Consider the following 22,569-nt stretch of genomic DNA (forward strand, 5'->3'; position numbering starts at 1 on the left):
CGGTCACGGGTTCGTCGCCTCGCGACGTCGACACGGGTTCCGTCGTGGCCCTGCGGTATCGCGCGACCCAGTTCCCGAGAGTGGTGTCGCTGATCCCCAACTCGCGCGCGACGTGGATGATCGGGCGAGGACCGTCCAACACCATGCGAACGGCCTCGTCCTTGAACTGCTGCGTATATCTTTGCGGCACGTGCTTTCTCTTTCCGGTTCGCTGCAACCCTACGTGGGTCGCTGTCCGGAAGATCAAGGGCACCTCAAAGCGCGGAGAGCGGCGGAGCCGCCAAAAAGGTGGTGCCTCGCGAGCCGGCGCCGAAGGCGCCCAACAAGAAGCAACGCTGTGCCCGCGACTCCGGTCGCCGTCGTCTCGCCGTGCCCGCGACTCCGGTCGCCGTCGTCTCGCTACGCCCGCGCCCCAGCCGCCTCGCGCCCGCCGCCCCCGCGCCCCCAGCCGCCTCGCGCCCACCGCCCCCGCGCCCCCAGCCGCCTCACCTCACCGCCCCCGCGCCCCGCCCAACAACCTCGCCGCGCCCGCGACCAAGGCGAGTTGCCCCCCGCCCCAGACGCGTCAGCGCCCCCGACCCTCGCCCACACCGTCCGCGTCCGACGCAGCCCCCACACCAGCCGCACCGCCGCCCACCCCCTCGGAGCCACCCGTGGCAGCCACCCGGCCCGCGCCCGCCGCGCCCGCCGCCTCCGCCGCGCCCGCCGCCTCGGCCGCCTCCGCCGCGCCCGCCGCCCCTTCAACCCCAGCCGCCCCCAGCAAGGCGTCCAGTAGTGCGACCGCGCCGGGTTTGTCCAGAGGCTGGTTGCCGTTGCCGCATTTGGGGGATTGCACGCAGCTTGGGCAGCCGTGTTCGCACGCGCACGACGCGATTGCCTCGCGGGTCGCGGTCAGCCATGCGGTGGCGGTGACGTAGGCGCGCTCGGCGAAGCCCGCGCCGCCGGGATGGCCGTCGTAGACGAACACGGTCGGCAGGCCGGTGTCGGGGTGCAGCGATGTGGACACTCCGCCGATGTCCCAGCGGTCGCACGTGGCGAACAGCGGCAGCAGGCCGATCGAGGCGTGTTCGGCCGCGTGTGCGGCGCCCGGCAGGTCGGTCGGCTCGATGCCGGCCGCCGCCACCTGGTCGGGCGTGACCGTCCACCACACCGCGCGGGTGCGCAGGCTGCGTTCGGGTAGGTCCAGTTTGTGCTCGCCGAGCACCTCGCCGGTGATGATCCGCTTGCGCTGGAAGGAGACCACCCGGCCGGTGACCTCGACCGAGCCGAAGTGCAGTCGGGCCGCGCCCCACTCCTGGCTGCGCACCGTCTCCAGGATCCGGATCTCGGTGACCTCACGCGCACTGGTGGTCCAGTCCGGGTTGGCCGCGCGCACCAGCGCCACGCCCTCGCCGAGGTCGAGTTCGCGGACCAGGAAGGTGTCGCCCTGATGCAGGTGTACCGCGCCGGGATGGACGGCGGAGTGCGCCGCGGGCGCGTCGACCGTGCCGAGCAGGCGCCCGGTGTCCTGCTCGACCACCCGAACCGCCGGCCCGCCCGCGCCGCGGATGTCGGTCAGGTCGGTGGCCCGCTCCCGACTGGTCCAGTACCAGCCGGTGGACCGCCGGCGCAGCAGCCCGCGCCGCTCCAGGCCCGGCAGCAGTTCCGCGGCCACCGGCCCGAACAACTCCAGGTCCTCCTCGGTGAGCGCGAACTCGGCCGCGGCGGCGCACAGGTGCGGGGCCAGTACGTACGGGTTGTCCGGATCCAGCACGGTCGCCTCGACCGGGCGGTCGAACAGGGCCTCGGGGTGGTGCACCAGGAAGGTGTCCAGCGGATCGTCCCGCGCGATCAGCACGGCCAGCGCCTCCTGCCCGGCCCGACCCGCGCGCCCGGCCTGCTGCCACAACGAGGCCCGGGTGCCGGGATAGCCCGCGATCAGCACCGCGTCCAGGCCGGAGATGTCCACGCCCAGTTCGAGCGCGGTGGTCGCGGCCACCCCCAGCAGGCTGCCGTCGTGCAGCGCGCGCTCGATCGCCCGGCGCTCGTGCGGCAGGTAGCCCGCGCGATAGGTGGCCACCCGATCGGCCAGCGCCTCGTCCACCCGGGCCAGGTGGTCGCGCGCGATCACCCGCACCACCTCGGCGCCGCGTCGCGAGCGTACGAAGGCGACCGTGCGTACGCCGTCGAGCACCAGGTCGGTGAGCAGGTCGGCGGTTTCCGAGGTCGCGGTACGCCGGACGGGTGCTCCGTGTTCACCCTCATGGCCGGTCAATGGCGGCTCCCACAAGGCGAACACCAGTTCGCCGTGCGGCGAGCCGTCCTCGGTCACCTCGACCACGGGTGCGCCGATCAGCCGTTCGGCGGCGAGCGCCGGATCGGACACGGTGGCCGACGCCAGGATGAACACCGGATCGGATCCGTACCGGCGACACACCCGGCGCAGCCGGCGGATCAACTGGGCCACATGCGAGCCGAAAACGCCGCGATACGTGTGGCATTCGTCGATCACCACGTAGCGCAGCGTGCGCAGGAACGCCGCCCACGAGCGGTGTCCGGGCAGCAACGCACGGTGCAACATGTCCGGATTCGTCAGGACGTAGGACGCGTGCGCGCGGACCCACGGCCGGACCTCCACGGGGGTGTCACCGTCGTAGGCGGCGACCCGGACACGCCCGAGCGCGGGGCTCACCGCCCGCAACTCCTCGACGGCGCGCGCCTGATCCGAGGCCAGCGCCTTCGTCGGGGAGAGGTAGAGTGCGGTCGCACCGCGCCCGCTGGGCGCGTCCGCGCCCTCGACCAGGGTCGTGAGGACCGGCAACAGATAGGCGAGGGACTTGCCCGAGGCGGTGCCGGTGGCGATCACGACCGAGCGGCCCTGTGCCGCAACAGAGGCGGCGCGGGCCTGATGCTCCCACGGCAGTTCGATACCCACAGCGCGAAACGCGTCGCCGACTTCCGGCCGAACCCAGTCGGGCCAGGCCGCGGTAACGCCTTCGCGAGCGGGTATGCGCCGGACGTGCGTCACTCGATCGGGTCGATCCCGACCCGCCAAAAGGCGGCCGAGAAGACCTTCCGGGGGGCGTGTTCTGGGCTGCATCGGGCACCAGTGTTACATCCAATGTCGCGGGATTCATCGTCCCCTAGTGCCCATAAGTGGTTGAATGCCTTGGCGGCTGCCGATCCATGGGGGGCGACCGCTCAAGAGCAAGGTGCTGGAGGATCCGTGGACTTGTCCCTGTCGACCCGAACCGAGGGCGGTCGTACGATCGTCGAGGTGGGCGGCGAGATCGATGTATACACCGCACCCAAGCTGCGCGAGCAACTGGTGGAACTCGTCAACGAAGGCCAGTTCCACTTGATCGTCGACATGGAAGCCGTCGACTTCCTGGACTCGACCGGGCTCGGTGTGCTGGTGGGTGGCCTGAAGCGGGTGCGTGCCCACGAAGGGTCGCTGCAGTTGGTGTGCACTCAGGAGCGCATCCTGAAGATCTTCCGCATCACCGGCCTGACCAAGGTCTTCCCGATTCATCCGTCGGTGGCCGTGGCCATCGCCTCGTCCGACTGACCGACGTACGTCCTGACCGGACGCACACCGCACCCGCGCCGGCCCGGGCGGGTGCTCGCACGGCTGGGGGAACCATGGCCATCGTCGAGCTGCGCTTCAGCGCGCTGCCCGAACACGTCCGCACGGCGCGGCTCGTCGCCGCCGCCGTGGCGCGGCGCGCGGGGGTTGCTGAGACGGTGCTCGACGAGGTGCGCCTCGCCGTCGGCGAGGCGTGTTCCCGCGCCGTCGGGATGCACCAGGACCGGGTGGACGACGACCGCCCGGTCACGGTCACCCTGGATGACGGCAACGGCCGCTTCAGTATCGAGGTCAACGACGGTGTGCCACAGCCGGCGCTGACCGAGGCGGCCCTCGCGGAGGGCGCCGGGCTGATGCCCGACCTGTCCACGAACGGCGCCGGCATGGATGTGATCGAGAACGAGATGGGCCTCGCCGTGATCCTCGGCCTGGTCGACGATCTCGACGTGCGGACCGGCGCCGAGGGCGGCGTGATCCGCATGTCGTGGCCCTCCGGCGCGAAGTCCGCCGAGACCGTGGGCTGAGCGAGCCCCACTCCGTACGACCCTCATCGCCTCCGGGATGCTCGGGGGCGATTTTGGCGTTCTCGTGTATCCCCTTTTCCGGGTCGTAAAACCTGATTCCGGATCGATACGCCAATTTTGGGAATCGCGCCCGGATTTCATCGGTAATTTGATGTGATCATGGCGATTCCCATGGTCTGATCTTGATCATTTGCATACACTCCTTTCGCATTGAGAAGTCCCGATCTGAAAGTGCTCCTAGCCAAGGAGGACGAATGTCCGGGATCCACCCCTCCGAACTCACCGTCGCCGCGGACGTCTCCGTCACCGGCGGCAACCTCACCTACGTCGTCATCGTCGCGGTGATCGCCCTCGGTGCCCTGGGCGTCGCCGCCGGCCTCGTGCGTCAAGTGCTCGCCGCCGACGAGGGCACCGAATCGATGCGCCGGATCGCCGGCGCGATCCAAGAGGGCGCGGCGGCCTACCTGGCCCGCCAGTTCCGTACCCTCGCGGTGTTCGCGGTGGGCGTTTTCTTCCTGCTCATGCTGTTGCCCGCGGACGACTGGAACGAGCGGATCGGCCGCTCGATCTTCTTCCTGGTGGGCGCGGTCTTCTCGGCCGTCACCGGGTACGTGGGCATGTGGCTCGCGGTGCGCAGCAACGTGCGCGTCGCGGCAGCCGCCCGGGCCGGCAACGCCGGTCGGGACGCGGCGATGCGGATCGCCTTCCGCACCGGCGGCGTCGCGGGCATGTTCACGGTCGGCCTGGGCCTGTTCGGGGCCGCGCTCGTGGTGATCCTGTACCGCGAGGACGCCCCCAAGGTGCTGGAGGGCTTCGGCTTCGGCGCCGCGCTGCTCGCGATGTTCATGCGGGTGGGCGGCGGCATCTTCACCAAGGCCGCCGACGTCGGCGCGGACCTGGTCGGCAAGGTCGAACAGGGCATCCCCGAGGACGACCCGCGCAACGCCGCGACGATCGCCGACAACGTCGGCGACAACGTGGGCGACTGCGCGGGCATGGCCGCGGACCTGTTCGAGTCGTACGCGGTCACCCTGGTCGCCGCGCTGATCCTGGGCAAGGCCGCCTTCGGTGACGCCGGCTTGGTCTTCCCGCTGATCGTGCCGGCGATCGGTGTGCTGACCGCGATCGTGGGCATCTACACGGTCGCGCCCCGGCCGGGCGACCGAAGCGGTATGACCGCGATCAACCGGGGCTTCTTCGTCTCGGCGGTCATCTCGCTCGTCCTGGTCGCGGGCGCCGCGTTCCTGTACCTGCCGAGCAAGTTCTCGGACCTGGACGGGCTCAGCGATCAGGAGATCCTCGCGCACGACGCCGACCCCCGGGTGTTCGCGCTGGTCGCGGTGCTGATCGGGATCGTGCTCGCGGCGGTCATCCAGCAGTTGACCGGCTACTTCACCGAGACCAGCCGGCGACCGGTACGCGATGTCACCAAGACCTCGCTGACCGGTCCGGCCACGGTGATCCTGTCCGGCATCGCGCTCGGCCTGGAGTCCGCGGTATACGCGGCGGTGCTGATCTCGGTGGCGGTGCTGGGCGCCTACCTGCTCGGCGCCGGGATCATCATGCTCGCCCTGTTCGCGGTCGCACTCGCGGGCACCGGCCTGTTGACCACGGTCGGGGTGATCGTGGCCATGGACACCTTCGGGCCGGTCTCCGACAACGCGCAGGGCATCGCCGAGATGTCCGGCGACGTCGAGGGCGAGGGCGCCCAGGTGCTCACCGAGCTCGACGCGGTGGGCAACACGACCAAGGCGATCACCAAGGGCATCGCCATCGCGACCGCCGTGCTCGCGGCGACCGCGCTGTACGGGTCCTATCGCGACGCCGTGCGCACGGCCGTGGACGAGGCCGGCGGACTCAAGGACGCCTCCAAGCTCACCTCGTTCGCGTTCTCCACCGACATCACCCAGCCGAACAACCTGGTCGGGCTGATTCTGGGCGCGGCCGTGGTGTTCCTGTTCAGCGGCCTGGCGATCAACGCGGTCTCCCGGGCGGCGGGCGCGGTGGTGTTCGAGGTGCGCCAGCAGTTCCGGACCCGACCCGGGATCATGGACGGCACCGAACTGCCCGAGTACGGCCGGGTGGTGGACATCTGCACCCGCGACTCGCTGCGTGAGCTGGCCACTCCCGGACTGCTCGCGGTGCTGGCCCCGATCGCGGTCGGGTTCACCCTGGGCATCGGCCCGCTCGCGGCGTTCCTCGCCGGTGCGATCGGCACCGGCACGCTGATGGCGGTCTTCCTGGCCAACTCCGGCGGCGCGTGGGACAACGCCAAGAAGATGGTCGAGGACGGCAGTTACGGCGGCAAGGGCTCCGCCGCGCACGAGGCCACCATCATCGGCGACACGGTCGGCGACCCGTTCAAGGACACCGCCGGACCGGCGATCAACCCGCTGCTCAAGGTGATGAACCTGGTATCGCTGCTGATCGCGCCCGCCGTGATCAAGCTGAGCATCGGCGCCGACGAGAACGGCGCGCTGCGCGCCCTGGCGGCGGCCTTCTCGGTCGTGGTGATCGTGGGCGCGGTCTGGTACAGCAAGCGCAAGTCGGTGGTCGTCGGCGAGGACGAGGGCGACCACGAGGAGCAGACGACCAAGGCGGCCGCCTGATCCATCCGAGGTACGTACGGGCGCGGAACCGGAGAAACCGGGACCGCGCCCGTGCCGCGTCCAAAGTGCACGTTTGGCCGAACACCTTTGCGCTGTGCCACGCTGCGTCCGGCTCCGAGCAAAGGTGGAAAGCGTGTCGAGGAAGTTCCTGGTGGTCTCCGCGCTGGTCCTGGCATCGGCCTTGACCGCGTGCGGCGGCGGCGACGACAAGAACGACGAGAACAAGAAGAAGCAGGCCGAACTGCGGGCCTGGGCCGCGAAGGTCTGCGCGGTGGATGTGACGGCGCGGATCGACGAGGCCCGGGTGGCGCTGGCCGACGTGGGCAAGGTGATCCCCAACGAGCAGCCCGCGACCCTGCGCACCCGGCTGGCGGCCGACATCTCCCGCCTCGCCGACGCGGACAACGCCCTCGCCGACGCGATCGACAAGGCGGGCATACCCGCCGTCTCGGACGGCGCCGCGCTGCGCACGTCGGTGGTCGAGGAACTGCGCCACACGGCCAAGGGCTGGGCCGGGATCCAGACCAAGGTCGAGGGCCTGGCCACCGACAAGCAGAACGTGTTCGCCGACGGGCTGCGCTCGCTGAACCCCGAGATAGACGGGCTGCGCGCGTCCTCGCACACGGCCCTGGGCAAGCTGCACCGCGGCGACGCCGGCAAGGCGCTCGCGGCGGTGCCGGGCTGCGCGGCGGGCAAGCCGGACGCGATCCCGACCGCTCCGGTCACCTCGGCGCCCACGACGAGCCCCACTCCCGCTGCCGGTGCCTCCAGCGCCCCGCCGAGCAAGTCCGCCCCGCCGAGCGCTTCCTCGACCGGGTCCACCGCGCCCGGCAGCCCGCCGCCGAGCGCCGGCGCGGAGTCCTCCTCGGCGCCGCCGACCACCACGGCACCGGCCGGCTGACCGCCGCGGCGGCGCGCACGAGGCAGGATGGTGCGCGTGACCATGAACGACACCTCCCAGGTGGCCCGACTTCGCGAGGCCCTGATCGCGGCCGGCTATACCGTCGACGGCTGCCTCGACGCCCTCGGCCCGCAGGCGTACGCGGCGCTGTCGCGCGGTGAGACCGTGCCGGCGCTGCGTGCCCTGCGGGCGGACGCGGCGAGCCCGCTCGCGGTGCTGATCCGGCTGTTCCTGCTGCAGACGCCGGCGCCCGAGGCGCACGTGCGGCGTGCCCTCCCGCTGGCCGACGCGCTCGCCGGCGGGCTGCTGACGCAGGACGGCGACCAGGTACGGCCGCTGGTGGACATCCGGCCCTACGGCGAGGCGGACACCGACTGGTGGGTGGTGTCGGACCTCGGCGCGGGCATCGGCGGAGTCAACGGCCCGGTTCGGGCGGACCACGTGCTGGGCATCGGCGGGGCCTCCACCACGCTCGCCGGGATCACCGTGCGCGAGCCGGTGGGTCGTGTGCTGGACCTGGGCACCGGATGCGGTGTGCAGGCGCTGCACGCGTCGCGACACGCCGACTCGGTGTTGGCCACCGATGTCAACAAGCGGGCGCTCGACCTGACCCGGCTGACCATGGCGCTGTCCGGGGTGGGCAACGTGGGCCTGGCCGAGGGCAGCCTGTTCGAGCCGGTCGAGGGCGAGCGGTTCGACCTGATCGTGTCCAATCCGCCGTTCGTGATCACTCCGGTGGGCGAGCGGTACACCTACCGCGACGCGGGCCTGCCCGGCGACGAGGTGTGTCGGCTGCTGGTGGCGCAGGCGCCGCGCTTCCTCGCCGACGGCGGCTACTGCCAGCTGCTGGCCAACTGGCAGCACCTGCGCGGCCAGGACTGGCAGGACCGGCTGGCGGCCTGGCTGGCGCCCACCGGCTGCGACGCCTGGGTGGTCCAGCGCGACGTGCAGGACCCGGCGCAGTACGCCGAGCTGTGGTTGCGCGATTCGGGTGACCATCACGGCAGCGCGTACGCCGAACGCTACGACGCGTGGTTGGCGGCGTTCGAGCGGGACGGTGTGGAGGGGATCGGATTCGGCTGGATCACGCTGCGTGCGTCGGGCGCCGACACGCCGAACGTGCGCATCGAGGACTGGCCGCACCCGATCGAACAACCGCTCGGCGCGGAGGTGCACGCCTGGTTCGGCCGACAGGACCGGTTGGCCGGGACGGACGACGACGGCCTGCTCGACGTCGCCTTCCGGCTCGCCGACCACGTGGTCCAGGAGCAGACCGGCGCGCCCGGCGCCGAGGATCCCGAGGCGGTCGTGCTGCGGCAGCGGCGCGGCATGTGCCGGGCGGACCGGGTGGACACCGTCGGCGCGGCGCTGGCCGGGGCCAGTGACGGGCAGCTTCCGGCCGGCGTCATCGTGGATGCGATCGCCGAGCTGCTCGACGAGGACCCGGTCCGGTTGCGCGATGCCGTACCCGGCGAACTGCGCGGTTTGGTGGCCGATGGATTCCTGCTGTTCCCCGAGGTCGGCGAGCCTGCCGAGGAGCGGTCCGACACCACCGGCTGAGCGCGGCTTGGGCCGGCGCACCGTGATCCGGGGCGGCACGCCTGTACAGTCGCAGGTGTTGTCCCCACAGGATGCTCCTTGCCGTTGCCAAGAAAATGTGTTGTATGGAGGCGGCGGCCTCCCGCTCGACCGCGAACCAACGGGGTCGGGAGGCGGGAACCGCGATGCGCGCGTTACCGTTCGAGGGGCGGGGGACCCGGCCGTCGCAGCGAAGCGCCGGATCCGGGGGACGGTCCGGTCGGACGGCGGCCTCGGGACGACTCCGTGACGCAAGCCGAGCAGAACCGGTTTGACACACGGGGCCGACTTCCGGTCACGCTCCGCCACCCGGCAACCGCAATGTGAATACGAACCCCCGAGTACGGCCTTGTCCAACCGGGCACGGCCGCTGCCGACGACGATGGAGAGAGAAGCGAAGGTGTCCCCGAGCAGCGAGACCGCGCGCGACGGCCTGAGACTCGTCATTGTCGAGTCCCCGGCCAAGGCGAAAACGATCAAGGGCTATCTCGGCCCCGGTTACGTGGTCGAGGCGAGCGTGGGACACATCCGCGACCTGCCCAACGGCGCCGCCGAGGTACCGGCGGAGTACGCCGGCAAGCCGTGGGCCCGACTCGGTGTCGACGTCGACGCCGACTTCGAGCCGATCTACGTGGTCAACGCGGACAAGAAGTCCCAGGTCGCCAAGCTGAAGAAGCTCCTCAAGGACGCCGACGAACTCTTCCTCGCGACCGACGAGGACCGCGAGGGCGAGGCCATCGCGTGGCACCTCCTCGAAGTGCTCAAGCCCAAGGTGCCGGTGCACCGGATGGTGTTCCACGAGATCACCAAGGACGCGATCCGCACCGCGGTGAACAACCCGCGTGAGCTGAACCAGCGACTGGTCGACGCGCAGGAGACCCGCCGCATCCTCGACCGCCTCTACGGCTACGAGGTCTCGCCGGTCCTGTGGAAGAAGGTCGGTCCGCGCCTGTCGGCCGGCCGCGTGCAGTCGGTGGCCACCCGCCTGGTGGTCGAGCGCGAGCGGGAGCGCCGCGCGTTCACCTCGGCCTCGTACTGGGACCTGCTGGGCGTGTTCGGCACCGGCCGGGCGGGCGACCCCACCGACCCGAGCACGATGAACGCGCGCCTGGCCTCGCTGGACGGCAAGCGGGTCGCCTCCGGGCGCGACTTCGGTCCGGACGGCAAGCTCAGGAACGCCGGTGTGCTCCAGCTGGAGGAGGCCGGCGCCCGTGCGCTGAGCGCCGCGCTGGAATCCGCGTCGTTCACCGTGCGCGCCGTCGAGCGCAAGCCCTACCGCCGCTCCCCGTACGCCCCGTTCCGCACGACCACCCTCCAGCAGGAGGCCTCGCGCAAGCTCGGCTACGGCGCCAAGCGCACCATGCAGATCGCCCAGAAGCTGTACGAGAACGGCTTCATCACCTATATGCGTACGGACTCCACCACGCTGTCCGAGACGGCCGTCACGGCCGCCCGGGCGCAGGTGCGGGAGCTGTACGGCGCCGAGTACGTGCCGGACGCGCCGCGGGTCTACGCCGGCAAGGTCAAGAACGCGCAGGAGGCGCACGAGGCGATCCGCCCCTCGGGCGAGAGCTTCCGCACGCCCGCCGAGACCGGGCTGGCCGGCGACGAGTTCCGGCTGTACGAGCTGATCTGGATGCGCACCGTCGCGTCGCAGATGAAGGACGCGGTCGGCCAGTCGGTGACCGTGCGCATCGGCGGCATCGCCCAGGGCGCGGACCTGCCCGGGCGCGACGCGGAGTTCACCGCGAGCGGCAAGATCATCACCTTCCACGGCTTCCTCAAGGCGTACGTGGAGGGCTCGGACGACCCGGACGCGGAGCTGGACGACCGCGAGCGGCGACTGCCGATGGTCACCGAGGGCGACGCGCTCAGCGCCGACGAACTCACCCCGGAGGGCCACGCGACCAAGCCGCCGGCCCGCTACACCGAGGCGTCGCTGATCAAGGAGCTGGAGGACCGGGAGATCGGTCGCCCGTCGACGTTCGCGTCGATCGTCGGCACCATCCTGGACCGCGGCTACACCTTCAAGAAGGGCACCGCGCTGGTGCCCTCCTTCCTGGCCTTCGCCGTGGTCGGCCTGCTCGAGGGCCACTTCGCCACGCTGGTGGACTACGACTTCACCGCGAAGATGGAGGACGACCTCGACCGGATCGCGCGCGGCGAGACCGAGGCCGTGCCGTGGCTGCGCAGGTTCTACTTCGGCGACGAGAGCCGGCCGGACGAGGACCACCTCGGCGGCCTCAAGGCCCTGGTCACCGACCTCAGCTCGATCGACGCCCGCGAGGTCAACTCGTTCCCGGTCGGCGACGGCATCGTGCTGCGCGTGGGCCGGTACGGCCCCTACGTCGAGCGCGGCGACCGGCGCGCGGACGTGCCGGACGACCTGCCGCCGGACGAGCTGACCGTGGCCAAGGCCGAGGAACTGCTCGACAAGCCCAGCGGCGCCCACGAACTGGGCATCGACCCGGCCAGCGGGCACATGATCGTGGCCAAGGACGGGCGCTACGGCCCGTACGTGACCGAGGTGCTGCCCGAGCCCGAGGCGCCCGCCGCCCCGGCCCCGGCCGCGGACGGCGCCAAGCCGGCCAAGAAGACCGCGAAGAAGGCCGCCGCGAAGAACGCCCCCAAGCCGCGCACCGCGTCCTTGTTCAAGTCGATGGCGCTGGACACGGTCACCCTGGAGGACGCGCTCAAGCTGTTCACGCTGCCGCGCGTGGTGGGCAAGCACCCGGAGACGGGCACCGAGATCACCGCGCAGAACGGTCGCTACGGCCCGTACCTCAAGATGGACACCGACTCGCGCTCGCTGGAGACCGAGGACCAGCTGTTCACGGTGACCCTCGACGAGGCGCTGGCGATCTACGCCCAGCCCAAGGCGCGCGGGCGGGCCGCGGCCAAACCGCCGCTGAAGGAACTGGGCACCGACCCGGTCAGCGGCAAGGCGGTCACGGTCAAGGACGGCCGGTTCGGCCCGTACGTGACCGACGGCGAGACCAACGCGACGCTGCGTGCGGACGACTCGGTCGACACGATCACCCCCGAGCGGGGCTACGAGCTGCTCGCGGACAAGCGGGCCAAGGGCCCGGCGAAGAAGACGACCAAGAAGGCGGCGGCCAAGAAGGCCCCGGCGAAGAAGGCGGCGGCGACGAAGACCGCCGCGAAGAAGACGGCGGCCAAGAAGACGGCCGCCGACGGCAAGACCACGAAGTCGGCCGCCGCGAAGGCGACGGCGAGCGCCGGTGCGAAGAACACGGCCGACAAGGCGTGAGGCGACAAGGCTGAGGTAGGGATATCTCGGTACGTATCGATCAGGCGGTGCCGGCGGGATCCGGCGCCGCCTCGGTCGGTTCCGGCGACGACACCGAGCCCTGTGCTACGGTCCGCCGCCGGAGCACGGGGGATCCGGTCGAGGTTGCCGTTTCCCGTCAGGTGACGACGTTAGGGTTCTCCGTATGACGCACGCGGAGCAGCAAGCGCCGGATTCGGCGATACCGCCCCGTCAGGTCGAACCGACAGAGGGCATCGGGGGCGTGCTGAGCATCCGCCCCTTCCGCCGCTTCTGGTTCGCGGTCGCGGCATCCGCGCTGGGCGATTGGCTCGCGTTGCTGGCGCTGACCTCGGCCGCGCTGTGGACCGTCGAGGGCGACTACCGCAAGCACGCCACCGCGGTCGCGGTGGTGTTCGCCCTGCGGATGTTGCCGGCCGCGGTGGTCTCCTCCGTCGCGGGCGCGATCGTGGACCACCTCGACCGGCGCTGGACGCTGGTGACGTGCGACGTGATCCGGGCCCTGGTGCTCGTGTCCGTGCCGCTGGTGGACCGGATGTGGTGGGTCTGGGGCGCGACCGCGGTGCTCGGCGTGGTCGGCGCACTCGCCGGCCCCGCCCGGGACGCCACCGTGCCCAACCTGGTGCCTCGCCAACGGCTGGGCACCGCCAACCAGTTCAACCTGGTCACCTCCTACGGCGCGGCCCCGGCGGCGGCGCTGCTGTTCATCCTCGGCGCGCTGATCGGCACCGCGTTCTCGCACGATGTGTCGATGTTCGTCGAGCACCCCTCGAACCTGGCCTGCTACACCGCGGGCGCGGTGTTCCTGCTCGCTTCGGTGTTCGCCTTCCTGATCCGGATGCCCACCCGCGGCCGCTCGGTCAGCACTCGGCGGCCCAACCCGTTCAAGGTGCTCGCCGACGGGCGCAAGGTGTTCGGCCACGGCCGGACCGCGCGCGGCCTGATCGTCGGGATGATCGCGCTGTTCCTGGCGGGCGGCGCGCTGGTGGCCACCGCCCCGCTGCTGGTGGTCGGCCTGCACGCGGGCAACGCCGCCTACGGCACGGTGTTCCTGATGCTCATCGTGGGCGTCAGCGCGGGCATGTTGTGGGGCCCGCGAGTGGTGCCGGCCTTCAGCCGGCGGCGGCTGTACGGCATGGCGGTGATGTTCGCCGGACTGACCCTGCTGATCCTGGCCGCGGTCGCCAACGTGGTGGTGGCCGCGGTGCTCGCCGCCGTACTCGGCGTGTTCGCGGGCGTCGCGTGGGTCACCGGATACACCATGTACGGCCTGGACTTCGGCGAGGACCTGCGGGCCAGGGCGTTCGCCTTCGCCCAACTGATCGTGCGGATCGTGCTGTTCGTGGCGCTGGTCGCCGGGCCGATCGGCGCGGGCTACCTGGGCATGCGCTCGTGGGTGATCGCGGACCGGTTCACCTTCGACTACAGCGGAGCCGCGCTGGTCCTGGCCGGCACCGGTGCGCTCGTGGTGATCCTGGGCTGGATCGCGCTGCTGAGCGTGGACGACCGGCGCGGGGTGCCGATCCTGCGCGACCTCGCCGCGGCCACCCGCAACGAAGACCACATCACCGGCCGACCGGCCGGCGCCACCGGCTTCTTCATCGCCCTGGAGGGCGGCGAGGGCGCGGGCAAGTCGACCCAGGCCAACGCGATCGCGGCCTGGATCCGGGCCAAGGGGCACGAGGTCGTGGTCACCCGCGAACCCGGCGCGACCGAGGTCGGCAAGCGGCTGCGCGCGATGCTGCTCGACCTGGACGGCGCTCCGGTCGACCCGCGCACCGAGGCGCTGCTGTACGCGGCGGACCGGGCCGAGCACGTGCAGACCGTGATCCTGCCCGCCCTGCGGCGCGGCGCGATCGTGATCAGCGACCGCTACATCGACTCCTCGATCGCCTACCAGGGCGCCGGACGCGGCCTGGGCGCGCGGGAGATCGGCCGGGTCTCGCGCTGGGCCACCGACGGGCTGCTGCCCGACCTGACCATCCTGCTCGACCTCGACCCGGCGGTGGGGCACAGTCGCTTCACCGAGGCGCCCGACCGGCTGGAGTCCGAGCCGCGCGACTTCCACCTGCTGGTCCGGCACGCGTTCCTGGACCTGGCCGCGCACGACCCCGACCGCTACCTGGTGGTGGACGCCGACCAGGAGCCGGACGCGGTCACCACGCCGATCCGGCACCGGCTCGACCGCGAACTGCCGCTGTCCGAGCAGGAGAAGCGCCAGGCGCTGGAGCTGGCCAAGCGCATGCGCGAGGAGGACGCCCGGCGCAAGGCCGAGCAGGCCGCCCGGGACGCGGAGAAGGCCGCGCTGATCGCCCGGCTGCGGGCGGAGAGCGAGGAGCGCCAGCGCCAGGCCGAACAGGCCCGGCTGGAGGAGGAGTCCGCGCGGCTGGCCGAGGAGGAGCAGCGGCACGCCGAGGAGGAGGCCCGTCGGATCGCCGCCGAGGCGGACGAGCGGGCCCGCACCGCGGCCGAGGCGGCCGAGGAGGCCCGGCTGCACGCCGAGGCGGAGCGCCGCCGGCTCGCGCTGGAGGCCGAGCGCCGGGCCGAGGAGCAGCAGCGGGTCGCCGAGGAGGCCAAGGCCCGGGCCGAGGAGGCCCGGGTGCGCGCCGAGGAGGAGGCCGAGCGCCGCGACGAGCAGCGCCGCCGGCTCGAGGAGGCGTCCGCGCTCCAGGCCGAGCAGGCCCGGGCCGGCGCCGAGGAGGAGCGCGAGGCGGCTCTGGAGCGGCAGCGGTTGGCCGAGGAGGAGCGCGACCGGTTGCAGGCCGAGGCGGCTCGCGATGTCGAGCGCATGCGTGCCGAGGAGGCGATTCGGGTCGCCGACGAGCGCCGGGCCGCCGAGGAGCGCCGCCGGGCGGAGGACGCGCTGCGTCGGGCCGAGTCGGATCGCCGCCGGGCCGAGCGGGAGGCATCGCGCGCGGCCGAGGCCGCGGCGTCGGCGCAGGCCCGCGCCGCGCAGGAGGCCGCCGCGCTTGCCGCGGAGGCGGGCTCCTCCCGGGACGGCGACATGACGGAGACGCCGGTGCACGGGATTCGGCGGCCGGACCCGTCGATGGCCGACACGCCCGTACACGGCATCCCGAAGCCGCCCGCGGACGACGCCGACACCACCGAGTTGCAGCAGATACGGCTGCGTGAGGCGGCCGAGGACACCCGGGAGATCCCGCAGCTGAGCCTGGACGAGACGCACGCGCTGCCCACGGTCGTGCCGCCGCCGGTGGAGCCGGGCGATCAAACGCTGGCCGACGACCTGCTCGGGCCGTGGACGGGCGACCCGGACGCGGACGACGACGCGGACGCGGCGGACGCGGGCACTCCCGACGAGCCGTCCGAGCCGGAGCGCAAGCGGCGCTGGCGTCGTAACAAGACCTGAGCCCGGGCCTTGCCGGTCCGGCCTGCCGGCCGGGTCCGTCCGAGGGTGACGTGGCCTCGATTGTCACGTCACCCCGGTACGGTCGTACTCGGGGTACACCGGAACGAGGAGACAAGAGCGCGTGACCGTCTGGGACGACCTCGTCGGGCAGGATCGCGTCGCCGAACAACTGCGCACCGCGGCCGGCGCCGCCCGGGCGGTCCTCGCGGGCGAGGGCGTCGGCGGGATGACCCACGCGTGGCTGTTCACCGGCCCCCCCGGGGTCGGCACGGCGACCGCCGCGCGCGCGTTCGCGGCGGCGCTGCAGTGCGTCAGCCCGGATCTGGCCCTGGGCGCCGAGCCCGGCTGTGGGCACTGCGACGGCTGCCACACCGCGCTCACCGGGACCCACGCCGACGTCGACGTGGTCGCCACCGAACTGCTGTCGATCGGCGTCAAGGAGACCCGCGACCTGGTCCGACGCGCGGCCATGACGCCGGCGGGCGGGCGCTGGCAGGTCATCGTCCTGGAGGACGCGGGCCGGCTCACCGAGGGCGCGGGCAACGTACTGCTCAAGGCGATCGAGGAACCCGCCGACCGCACCGTGTGGCTGCTGTGCGCACCGTCCCTGGAGGACGCGCTGCCCACGATCCGCTCGCGCTGTCGCAACGTGGCGCTGCGTACGCCTCCGGCCGGCGCGGTGGCCGACCTGCTGATGCGCCGGGACGGAATCGACCCGGCGATGGCCGCGTTCGCCGCGTCCGCGTCCGGCGGCGACATCAAGAGCGCGCGCCGGTTGGCCCTGGACGAACAGGCACGCGGACGCCGCGCCGACGTCCTGCGGATCCCGATGGTGGTCGGCGACATCGGCTTGGCGATGGCCGCCGCGCAACGCCTGGTGGACGCGGCCGCCGAGGACGCGAAGCAGGTCGCGGCCGACCTGGACGGTCGCGAGACCGAGGAGCTGCGGGCCGCGCTGGGCGCGGTCGGCGCCGGCCGGATGCCCAGCGGCACGGCCGGCGTGATGAAGGAACTGGAGAACAAGCAGAAGAAGCGGGCCACTCGCACCCAGCGGGACTGCCTGGACCGAGCGCTGGTGGACCTGACCGCGTTCTACCGGGACGTACTGGCACTGCAACTGCGCGCCGCCGTCCCGTTGGCCAACGACGTGCTGCGCGCGGACCTGGACACGATCGCCCGCACCTCCACGCCGGAGGCGACGCTGCGCCGGATCGAGGCAATCCTGGCCTGCCGCCGAGCGATCGACGCGAACGTGGCCCCGCTCCTGGCGGTCGAGGCGATGGTGCTGACCCTGCGGACGGGCTGAGCCCACGGCCGAGGCGAGCGCTTCGGCCCCGACGCCGACTCGGCCGTCCGACAAGCCACTTCACCCGCTCGGCGCCTGCCGGGTTTTTCGCCGGCGCGGGTCCGGTGGGCCGTGCTCGCGTGTCGGCTGTCGCCCGGGTGGATGGCGCGGCCGCGTGTCGAACAGGCAACCGGCCGCGCCCTGTGTCGGGTTGCGGACGCGCATCCTTCACTCCTTGGAGCGGAGGTGCTCTTCGGGCGGAACCCGGAACCCCCACTCGGGCGTCATCGTGGGAGAGTTCGCGGGAACATTGTGGCTGGTGAGGTTCGGAAGGACGGTGCGGGGTTGCGTTCCGTGACCAGGACGCTCAAAGGTCTGCTGATCGCGGTGACCCTCGGGGCGGTTGTCGTTCTCGTGTTGCGGGCGCGCAAGTCGCGTGCTGCGGCCGACCCGATCGAGAGCCTCTCGTCGACCGATTCGACGGCCGACTCGAAGGCCGATCCAAGGACTGACTCGACGGCCGGTCCGAAGGTCGACCCGAGGGCTGACCCGACGGCCGGTCCGAAGGTCGAACCAGAGCCCCCCGCCGCCGCGTTGCCGCCGGCCGGAGCGCGAGTGGCGGGCCGAGAGCACGCGTCGACGCCGGCGTGGGGCGGCGCGTCGAAGCGGCCCACCCCGGTCGCGCCGGCCGAGCGGAGCCGCCCGGCCGAGCCGCCGGGCTCGCCCGCGTCGACGAGCGCGTCGGAGCCGCCGCCGGCCCGGGCCGAGGCGCCGCTGCCGTTCGCCTCGGTGGAGCTCACCTCCTCGGCGCCCGCGGGTCTGGCTCGACACGAGCCGATGCGTGTCACCGAGCCCCGGTCGATCGGGGCCGGCCCGGCGCCCGTTCGCCGCAAGCGGGGTGTGCGCTCGCCGCTGGGCATCGGGCTGCTCGCGCTCGCCGTGATCGCGGCCGGCGTCGGCGGCACCTTCGCGTACCGGGGGATCTCCGACGACGACAAGCAGAACGTCGCGTCCTCCACCAAGGCCGACCCGTCGGTCGAACCGTCCGCCACGTCGAGCCGACCCAAGGCCGCGCCGCAGAAGTTCACCAAGGTGGCCGCCAAGTCCGGTGGCACGCTGACGAAGATGACCGTCGCCGGCAGCCTGTCCGGGGTCACCGCCGATGTGTGGGTCTGGCTGCCGCCGGGCTACGACACCCCTGCCGACCAGGGCCGCAGCTACCCGGTGTTGGTCGCCCAGTCGGCGCTGCCCGGCGTCGAGTCGAACAGCTTCGTGGACGACTCGGTGGCGTTCCTGCCCAAGCTCGCGTCGGCCATCGAGGCGGGCACCGTCCCGCCGTACATCGTGGTCGCGCCCGAGTTGATGCCGTACCCGAAGCAGGAGGCGGACGCCGGTCGGACGGCGGCCAAGGACACCGAGTGCAGCGACATCCCGAACCGGCCCAAGATGGCCACCTTCCACAACGAGGACGTGCGCGAGGCGGTGCTGGCGACCTACCGAGCAAGCGCCGACCGCACCTCGTGGGCGCTGATCGGGGACGGCTCGGGCGGCCTGTGCTCGGTCAAGTACGCGTTGCAGTACCCGCAGTACTACGCGGCGGCGGTCAGCCTGTCCGGCCGAACCACGCTCAAGTCCCCGCTGTGGGACACCGAGGCGGCGGCGAAGGCGGCGAACGACCCGGTCAAGCTGCTCGACGCGCGGCCCGACGTACGGATCATGCTCTCCGGCCACACCGGCAGCACGGGCACCGACTTCGCCGCGAAGGCGAAGGCGCCGACCTCGGTCAAGGCGATCCAGGGCGCGGGCGGCGCCTCCGGCGACGTGGTGCGTCAGCTGCCCGAGGCGTTCACCTTCCTCGGCCGCAACACCCGGAACCCGGCAGCGTGACGCGGCGCGGCGGGCCCGGACCGGATGCCCCCGGGTGGGGGATCGCGGCCCTGGCCCGCCGCGTACCGTTCGTGCGTGAGTGTCCGTTCGATGGTAGGCAGTACGCGTGAAACGAATATCCCGGGTGGGACTCCTCGGCCGTGCGATCCCGGTCGCGCTCGCCGTCGCGACAATCGCGAGCTGTACGGTCGCGTCCGATCTCGGTGACGCCGCGGGGGGCGGTCGACCCGGCGCGCCCCGACCCACCGCGGCCGGGGCCAAGGGGCCGGCCACACCCGGGGACCCCGATCCCCGGTTGGCGCGCTTCTACACCCAGCAGCCGACCTGGAAGGCTTGCGAGAGCGACGACCCCGACGAGCGCAGCCAGGCCAAGACGTTCCGCTGCGCGACGTTCACCGTGCCGCTCGACTACTCCCGGCCGACCGACAAGACCATCGACATCGCGGTCACCCGCAAGGCCGCGGGCAAGCCCGGACAGCGGCTCGGCTCGCTGCTGATCAACCCCGGCGGTCCGGGCGGCTCCGGGGTCGAGGCGGCGTGGTGGATGGCCGAGGACACGTTCGGCAAGCCGGTCCAGGACGCGTACGACCTGATCGGCTTCGATCCGCGCGGGGTCGAGCGCAGCGCGCCGGTGAAGTGCATGACCGACACCGAGCGGGACGCGTACGTGGCCGAGGACCTGCCCGAGGACCCGGCGCGGGCCGAGGCGCGGGCCAAGGAGCGGGAGAAGACCTACGCGGCGGAGTGCCAGAGCCGGTCCGGCGGACTGCTGCCCTACGTCGGCACCGACAACGCCGCTCGCGACATGGACATCCTGCGCGCGGCCCTGGGCGACGAGAAGCTCAACTACATCGGCTTCTCCTACGGCACCTACCTGGGCGCCACCTACGCGGAACGGTTCCCGACCCGCACCGGCCGACTGGTCCTGGACGGCGCGGTGGACCCGGCCGCGGACAACCTGAGCGCGTCGGTCGAGCAGCAGGTGGGCTTCGACCGGTCGTTGCGCCGCTTCGCCGAGGACTGCGCGCAGCGTTCGGGCTGTGCGCTCGGCAACGACCCGAAGACCGCGCCGACCAGGGCCGCCGATTTTCTCGACGGTCTGCAGGAGAAGCCGCTCACCGGCCGGGGCGGCCGCAAGCTCACCTCCAGCCTGGGCTGGACCGGCGTGATCAGCCTGCTCTACGGCGACAAGGACACCGCGTGGAAGTACCTGCGTGACTCGCTCGCCGACGCGATCGTGCGCAAGTCGCCGGACGCGCTGTTGTTCTACGCGGACAACTACAACGGGCGGGACGAGGAAGGGCACTACGACAACAGCTCGGACGCGTTCATCGCGATCGGTTGTGCGGACGGGTCCGGGGACGCGCCGACGCCGGAGCAGGTGCAGGCCGCGCTGACCCGGCTCAAGGCCGAGGCGCCGCTGCTGTCGCGCGATGTCACGGCCGAGGACCTGACCGGGCAGAGCTGCGAGAACTGGCCGTTCAAGTCGCCGGCGAAGCCGCACGCGATCCGCGCGCAGGGCAGCGCGCCGATCCTGGTGGTGGGTACGACGGGTGACCCGGCCACGCCGTACGCCTCGGCCGAGAAGCTGGCGAGCCAGCTGGCGGACGCGACGCTGCTGACCTTCGAGGGCGAGGGGCACACCGCGTACGGCGGCAACAGCACGTGCGTGGACGGGGCGGTGGAGGGGTTCCTGCTGCGGGGGACGATGCCGGCGAAGGGGAAGCGGTGTAGTTGACGGGGCCGCGGGGTGCCGGCGCGGCGTTGGGGAGTATCGCCGAGCTGCGCGGTTACCCTCCCCAGGAGGTGCCATGGTCGTACTGGGCTAGCCGAGGAGCGGGTCGCATGATGCGGGGTTCTCGCGCGAGGGTCGTCGCGGCGGCGGTCGGCCTGCTCCTGGTGGCGGGATGCGGTTCGGGATCGTCGGCGAAATCACCGGACAGGGTCGCGGACACGGCCAAGCCGCCCGCGACGGTCGACTCGGACGGCAAGGCGACCGACAAGGCGTTGCCGACCGGAGCGGTGGAGCCGATCGGGTGGACCGCGTGTACCGGCGGCTTCCAATGCGGCACGCTCCAGGTGCCGCTGGACCACGCCAAGCCGGACGGCCCGAAGATCAAGCTCGCGGTGATGAAAAAACCCGCCACCGGCCCGAACCGCATCGGCTCGCTGGTGCTCAACCCGGGTGGTCCGGGCGGCTCCGGCCTGGACTTCGCGCAGTACGCGGCCGTCAGGTACCCGGCCGACCTGCGCAAGCGCTTCGACATCGTCGGCTTCGACCCGCGCGGTGTCGGCCGCAGCACCGCGATCGGCTGCCTGACCGACAGCGCGATGGACACGTTCACCCAGCTCGACGCGACGCCGGACACTCCCGACGAGGAGCAGGCCTGGCTGGACGGCGCCGGCGCCTACGGGCGGGCCTGCGCGAGCAAGTCGGGCGACCTGCTCGGCCATGTGAGCACCGTGGACGCGGCGCGCGACATGGACCTGCTGCGTGCGGCCCTCGGCGACGCGAAGCTCTACTACGTGGGCGCGTCGTACGGGACCTTCCTCGGCGCGACCTACGCCGAGCTGTACCCGAGCCGGGTCGGCCGGCTGGTCCTGGACGGCGCGATGGACCCGAGCCAGTCGGCGGCGGCCGCCAACAAGGTGCAGGGCGGCGGCTTCGAGACCGCGCTGGCGGCGTTCCTGGACAACTGCGTCGGCGGTGGCTCGTGCTCCCTCGGCGCGACCCGCGAGGCCGGGCTGGCCAAGATCCGCGGCCTGCTCGAACAACTCGACGCGCGCCCGCTGCCCGGCGACGGGACTCGCAAGGTCACCGAGTCGATCGCGACGACGGGCATCCTGTCGCCGCTGTACTCCAAGGACCAGTGGCCGGACCTGCGGCAGGCCCTGGAGGCCGCGCTGCGCGGCGACGGGCAGCCGCTGCTCGAACTCAACGACCAGTACTACGAGCGCGGCCCGGACGGAAAGTACAACAATCTGATGGCCGCCAACGCGGCGGTGAACTGCCTGGACGCGCCGCCGGCCGCCACGTCCCGCGAGGACGTCGAGCGCGAGCTGCCCGGCTACCTGGCCGACTCGCCGACCTTCGGCCGCAACCTCGCCTGGGCCGGCCTGACCTGCGCCTCCTGGCCGATCCCGCCGACCGGCCGGCCGCACCCGATCAAGGCCGAGGGCGCCCCTCCGATCCTGGTGGTGGGCACGACCCGGGACCCGGCCACCCCGTACGCCTGGGCCCAGTCCCTGGCCGGCCAATTGGCCTCCGGCGCCCTCCTGACCTACGACGGCGACGGCCACACCGCCTTCGGCCGAGGCAGCGACTGCGTCGACCGCACGGTGGTCGACTACCTCACCCAGGGCACCGTCCCCACCAAGGGCAAGACCTGCCGCTGACCCCCGACAAACGCGCGTGTGGACCACCCCGACGGGTGTGTACACTCATTCCCTGTCGCCACCTTCGAGGTGGAGAGACAAGCCGCCTTAGCTCAGTCGGCTAGAGCGACGCACTCGTAATGCGTAGGTCAAGGGTTCGACTCCCTTAGGCGGCTCCACGAAACC

The 22,569-nt window shown here is 72.2% G+C and carries 13 protein-coding genes and 1 tRNA gene; 12 read left to right on the forward strand and 2 right to left on the reverse strand.

Annotated elements, in window-relative coordinates; genetic code table 11:
• Positions 1-190, reverse strand: a 190-nt coding sequence (locus tag A3IC_RS64415; protein WP_020549529.1) for a transposase, incomplete at its 3' end; no start/stop codon positions are given.
• Positions 191-565: 375 nt separating this feature from the next.
• Positions 566-3,079: a DEAD/DEAH box helicase gene (locus A3IC_RS0107935; RefSeq protein ID WP_079026310.1), complete on the reverse strand. Its 2,514-nt coding sequence runs from the start codon at positions 3,077-3,079 to the stop codon at positions 566-568.
• 126 nt (positions 3,080-3,205) lie between these two features.
• Here A3IC_RS0107935 and A3IC_RS0107940 point away from each other — a divergent pair, with 126 nt between their 5' ends.
• The 12 genes from A3IC_RS0107940 (at position 3,206) to A3IC_RS0108000 (ending at position 22,562) form a co-directional block, all read left to right on the forward strand.
• Positions 3,206-3,547, forward strand: a complete 342-nt coding sequence (locus tag A3IC_RS0107940; protein ID WP_020549531.1) for an STAS domain-containing protein — start codon at positions 3,206-3,208, stop codon at positions 3,545-3,547.
• A 74-nt stretch (positions 3,548-3,621) separates the two neighbouring features.
• Entirely contained in the window at positions 3,622-4,089 is a 468-nt protein-coding gene (locus A3IC_RS0107945) for an ATP-binding protein (RefSeq protein ID WP_020549532.1), read from the forward strand.
• Positions 4,090-4,343: 254 nt separating this feature from the next.
• A complete protein-coding gene (locus tag A3IC_RS0107950; RefSeq protein ID WP_020549533.1) occupies positions 4,344-6,698 on the forward strand; it encodes a sodium-translocating pyrophosphatase in 2,355 nt (784 codons plus the stop codon).
• Between the two features lie 133 nt (positions 6,699-6,831).
• Positions 6,832-7,599 carry a hypothetical protein gene (locus A3IC_RS0107955; RefSeq protein ID WP_020549534.1) on the forward strand — a complete coding sequence of 256 codons (768 nt, stop codon included), beginning with the start codon at positions 6,832-6,834 and terminating at the stop codon, positions 7,597-7,599.
• Positions 7,600-7,626: 27 nt separating this feature from the next.
• The gene (locus tag A3IC_RS0107960; protein ID WP_020549535.1) at positions 7,627-9,159 is read left to right on the forward strand and encodes a N5-glutamine methyltransferase family protein; all 1,533 of its coding nucleotides are present in this window, start codon (positions 7,627-7,629) and stop codon (positions 9,157-9,159) included.
• A gap of 418 nt (positions 9,160-9,577) precedes the next feature.
• Positions 9,578-12,448: a type I DNA topoisomerase gene (topA, locus tag A3IC_RS0107965; RefSeq protein WP_026217997.1), complete on the forward strand. Its 2,871-nt coding sequence runs from the start codon at positions 9,578-9,580 to the stop codon at positions 12,446-12,448.
• Positions 12,449-12,632: 184 nt separating this feature from the next.
• Positions 12,633-15,836 (forward strand): dTMP kinase, encoded by a 3,204-nt coding sequence (gene tmk, locus A3IC_RS53125; protein WP_052173266.1) that lies wholly within the window; start codon positions 12,633-12,635, stop codon positions 15,834-15,836.
• 121 nt (positions 15,837-15,957) lie between these two features.
• The gene (locus tag A3IC_RS0107980) at positions 15,958-17,142 is read left to right on the forward strand and encodes a DNA polymerase III subunit delta' (protein ID WP_020549537.1); all 1,185 of its coding nucleotides are present in this window, start codon (positions 15,958-15,960) and stop codon (positions 17,140-17,142) included.
• A 594-nt stretch (positions 17,143-17,736) separates the two neighbouring features.
• Positions 17,737-19,008 carry an alpha/beta hydrolase gene (locus A3IC_RS0107985; RefSeq protein ID WP_158695850.1) on the forward strand — a complete coding sequence of 424 codons (1,272 nt, stop codon included), beginning with the start codon at positions 17,737-17,739 and terminating at the stop codon, positions 19,006-19,008.
• 106 nt (positions 19,009-19,114) lie between these two features.
• Positions 19,115-20,746, forward strand: coding sequence for an alpha/beta hydrolase (locus A3IC_RS0107990; RefSeq protein WP_026217998.1), 1,632 nt, complete (start codon positions 19,115-19,117; stop codon positions 20,744-20,746).
• A 107-nt stretch (positions 20,747-20,853) separates the two neighbouring features.
• A complete protein-coding gene (locus tag A3IC_RS0107995; protein ID WP_020549540.1) occupies positions 20,854-22,404 on the forward strand; it encodes an alpha/beta hydrolase in 1,551 nt (516 codons plus the stop codon).
• An 81-nt stretch (positions 22,405-22,485) separates the two neighbouring features.
• Positions 22,486-22,562 (forward strand) — tRNA-Thr (locus tag A3IC_RS0108000).
• Positions 22,563-22,569: the final 7 nt, after the last annotated feature.

It is taken from the genome of Embleya scabrispora DSM 41855 (assembly GCF_000372745.1).
Taxonomy (GTDB): domain Bacteria; phylum Actinomycetota; class Actinomycetes; order Streptomycetales; family Streptomycetaceae; genus Embleya; species Embleya scabrispora.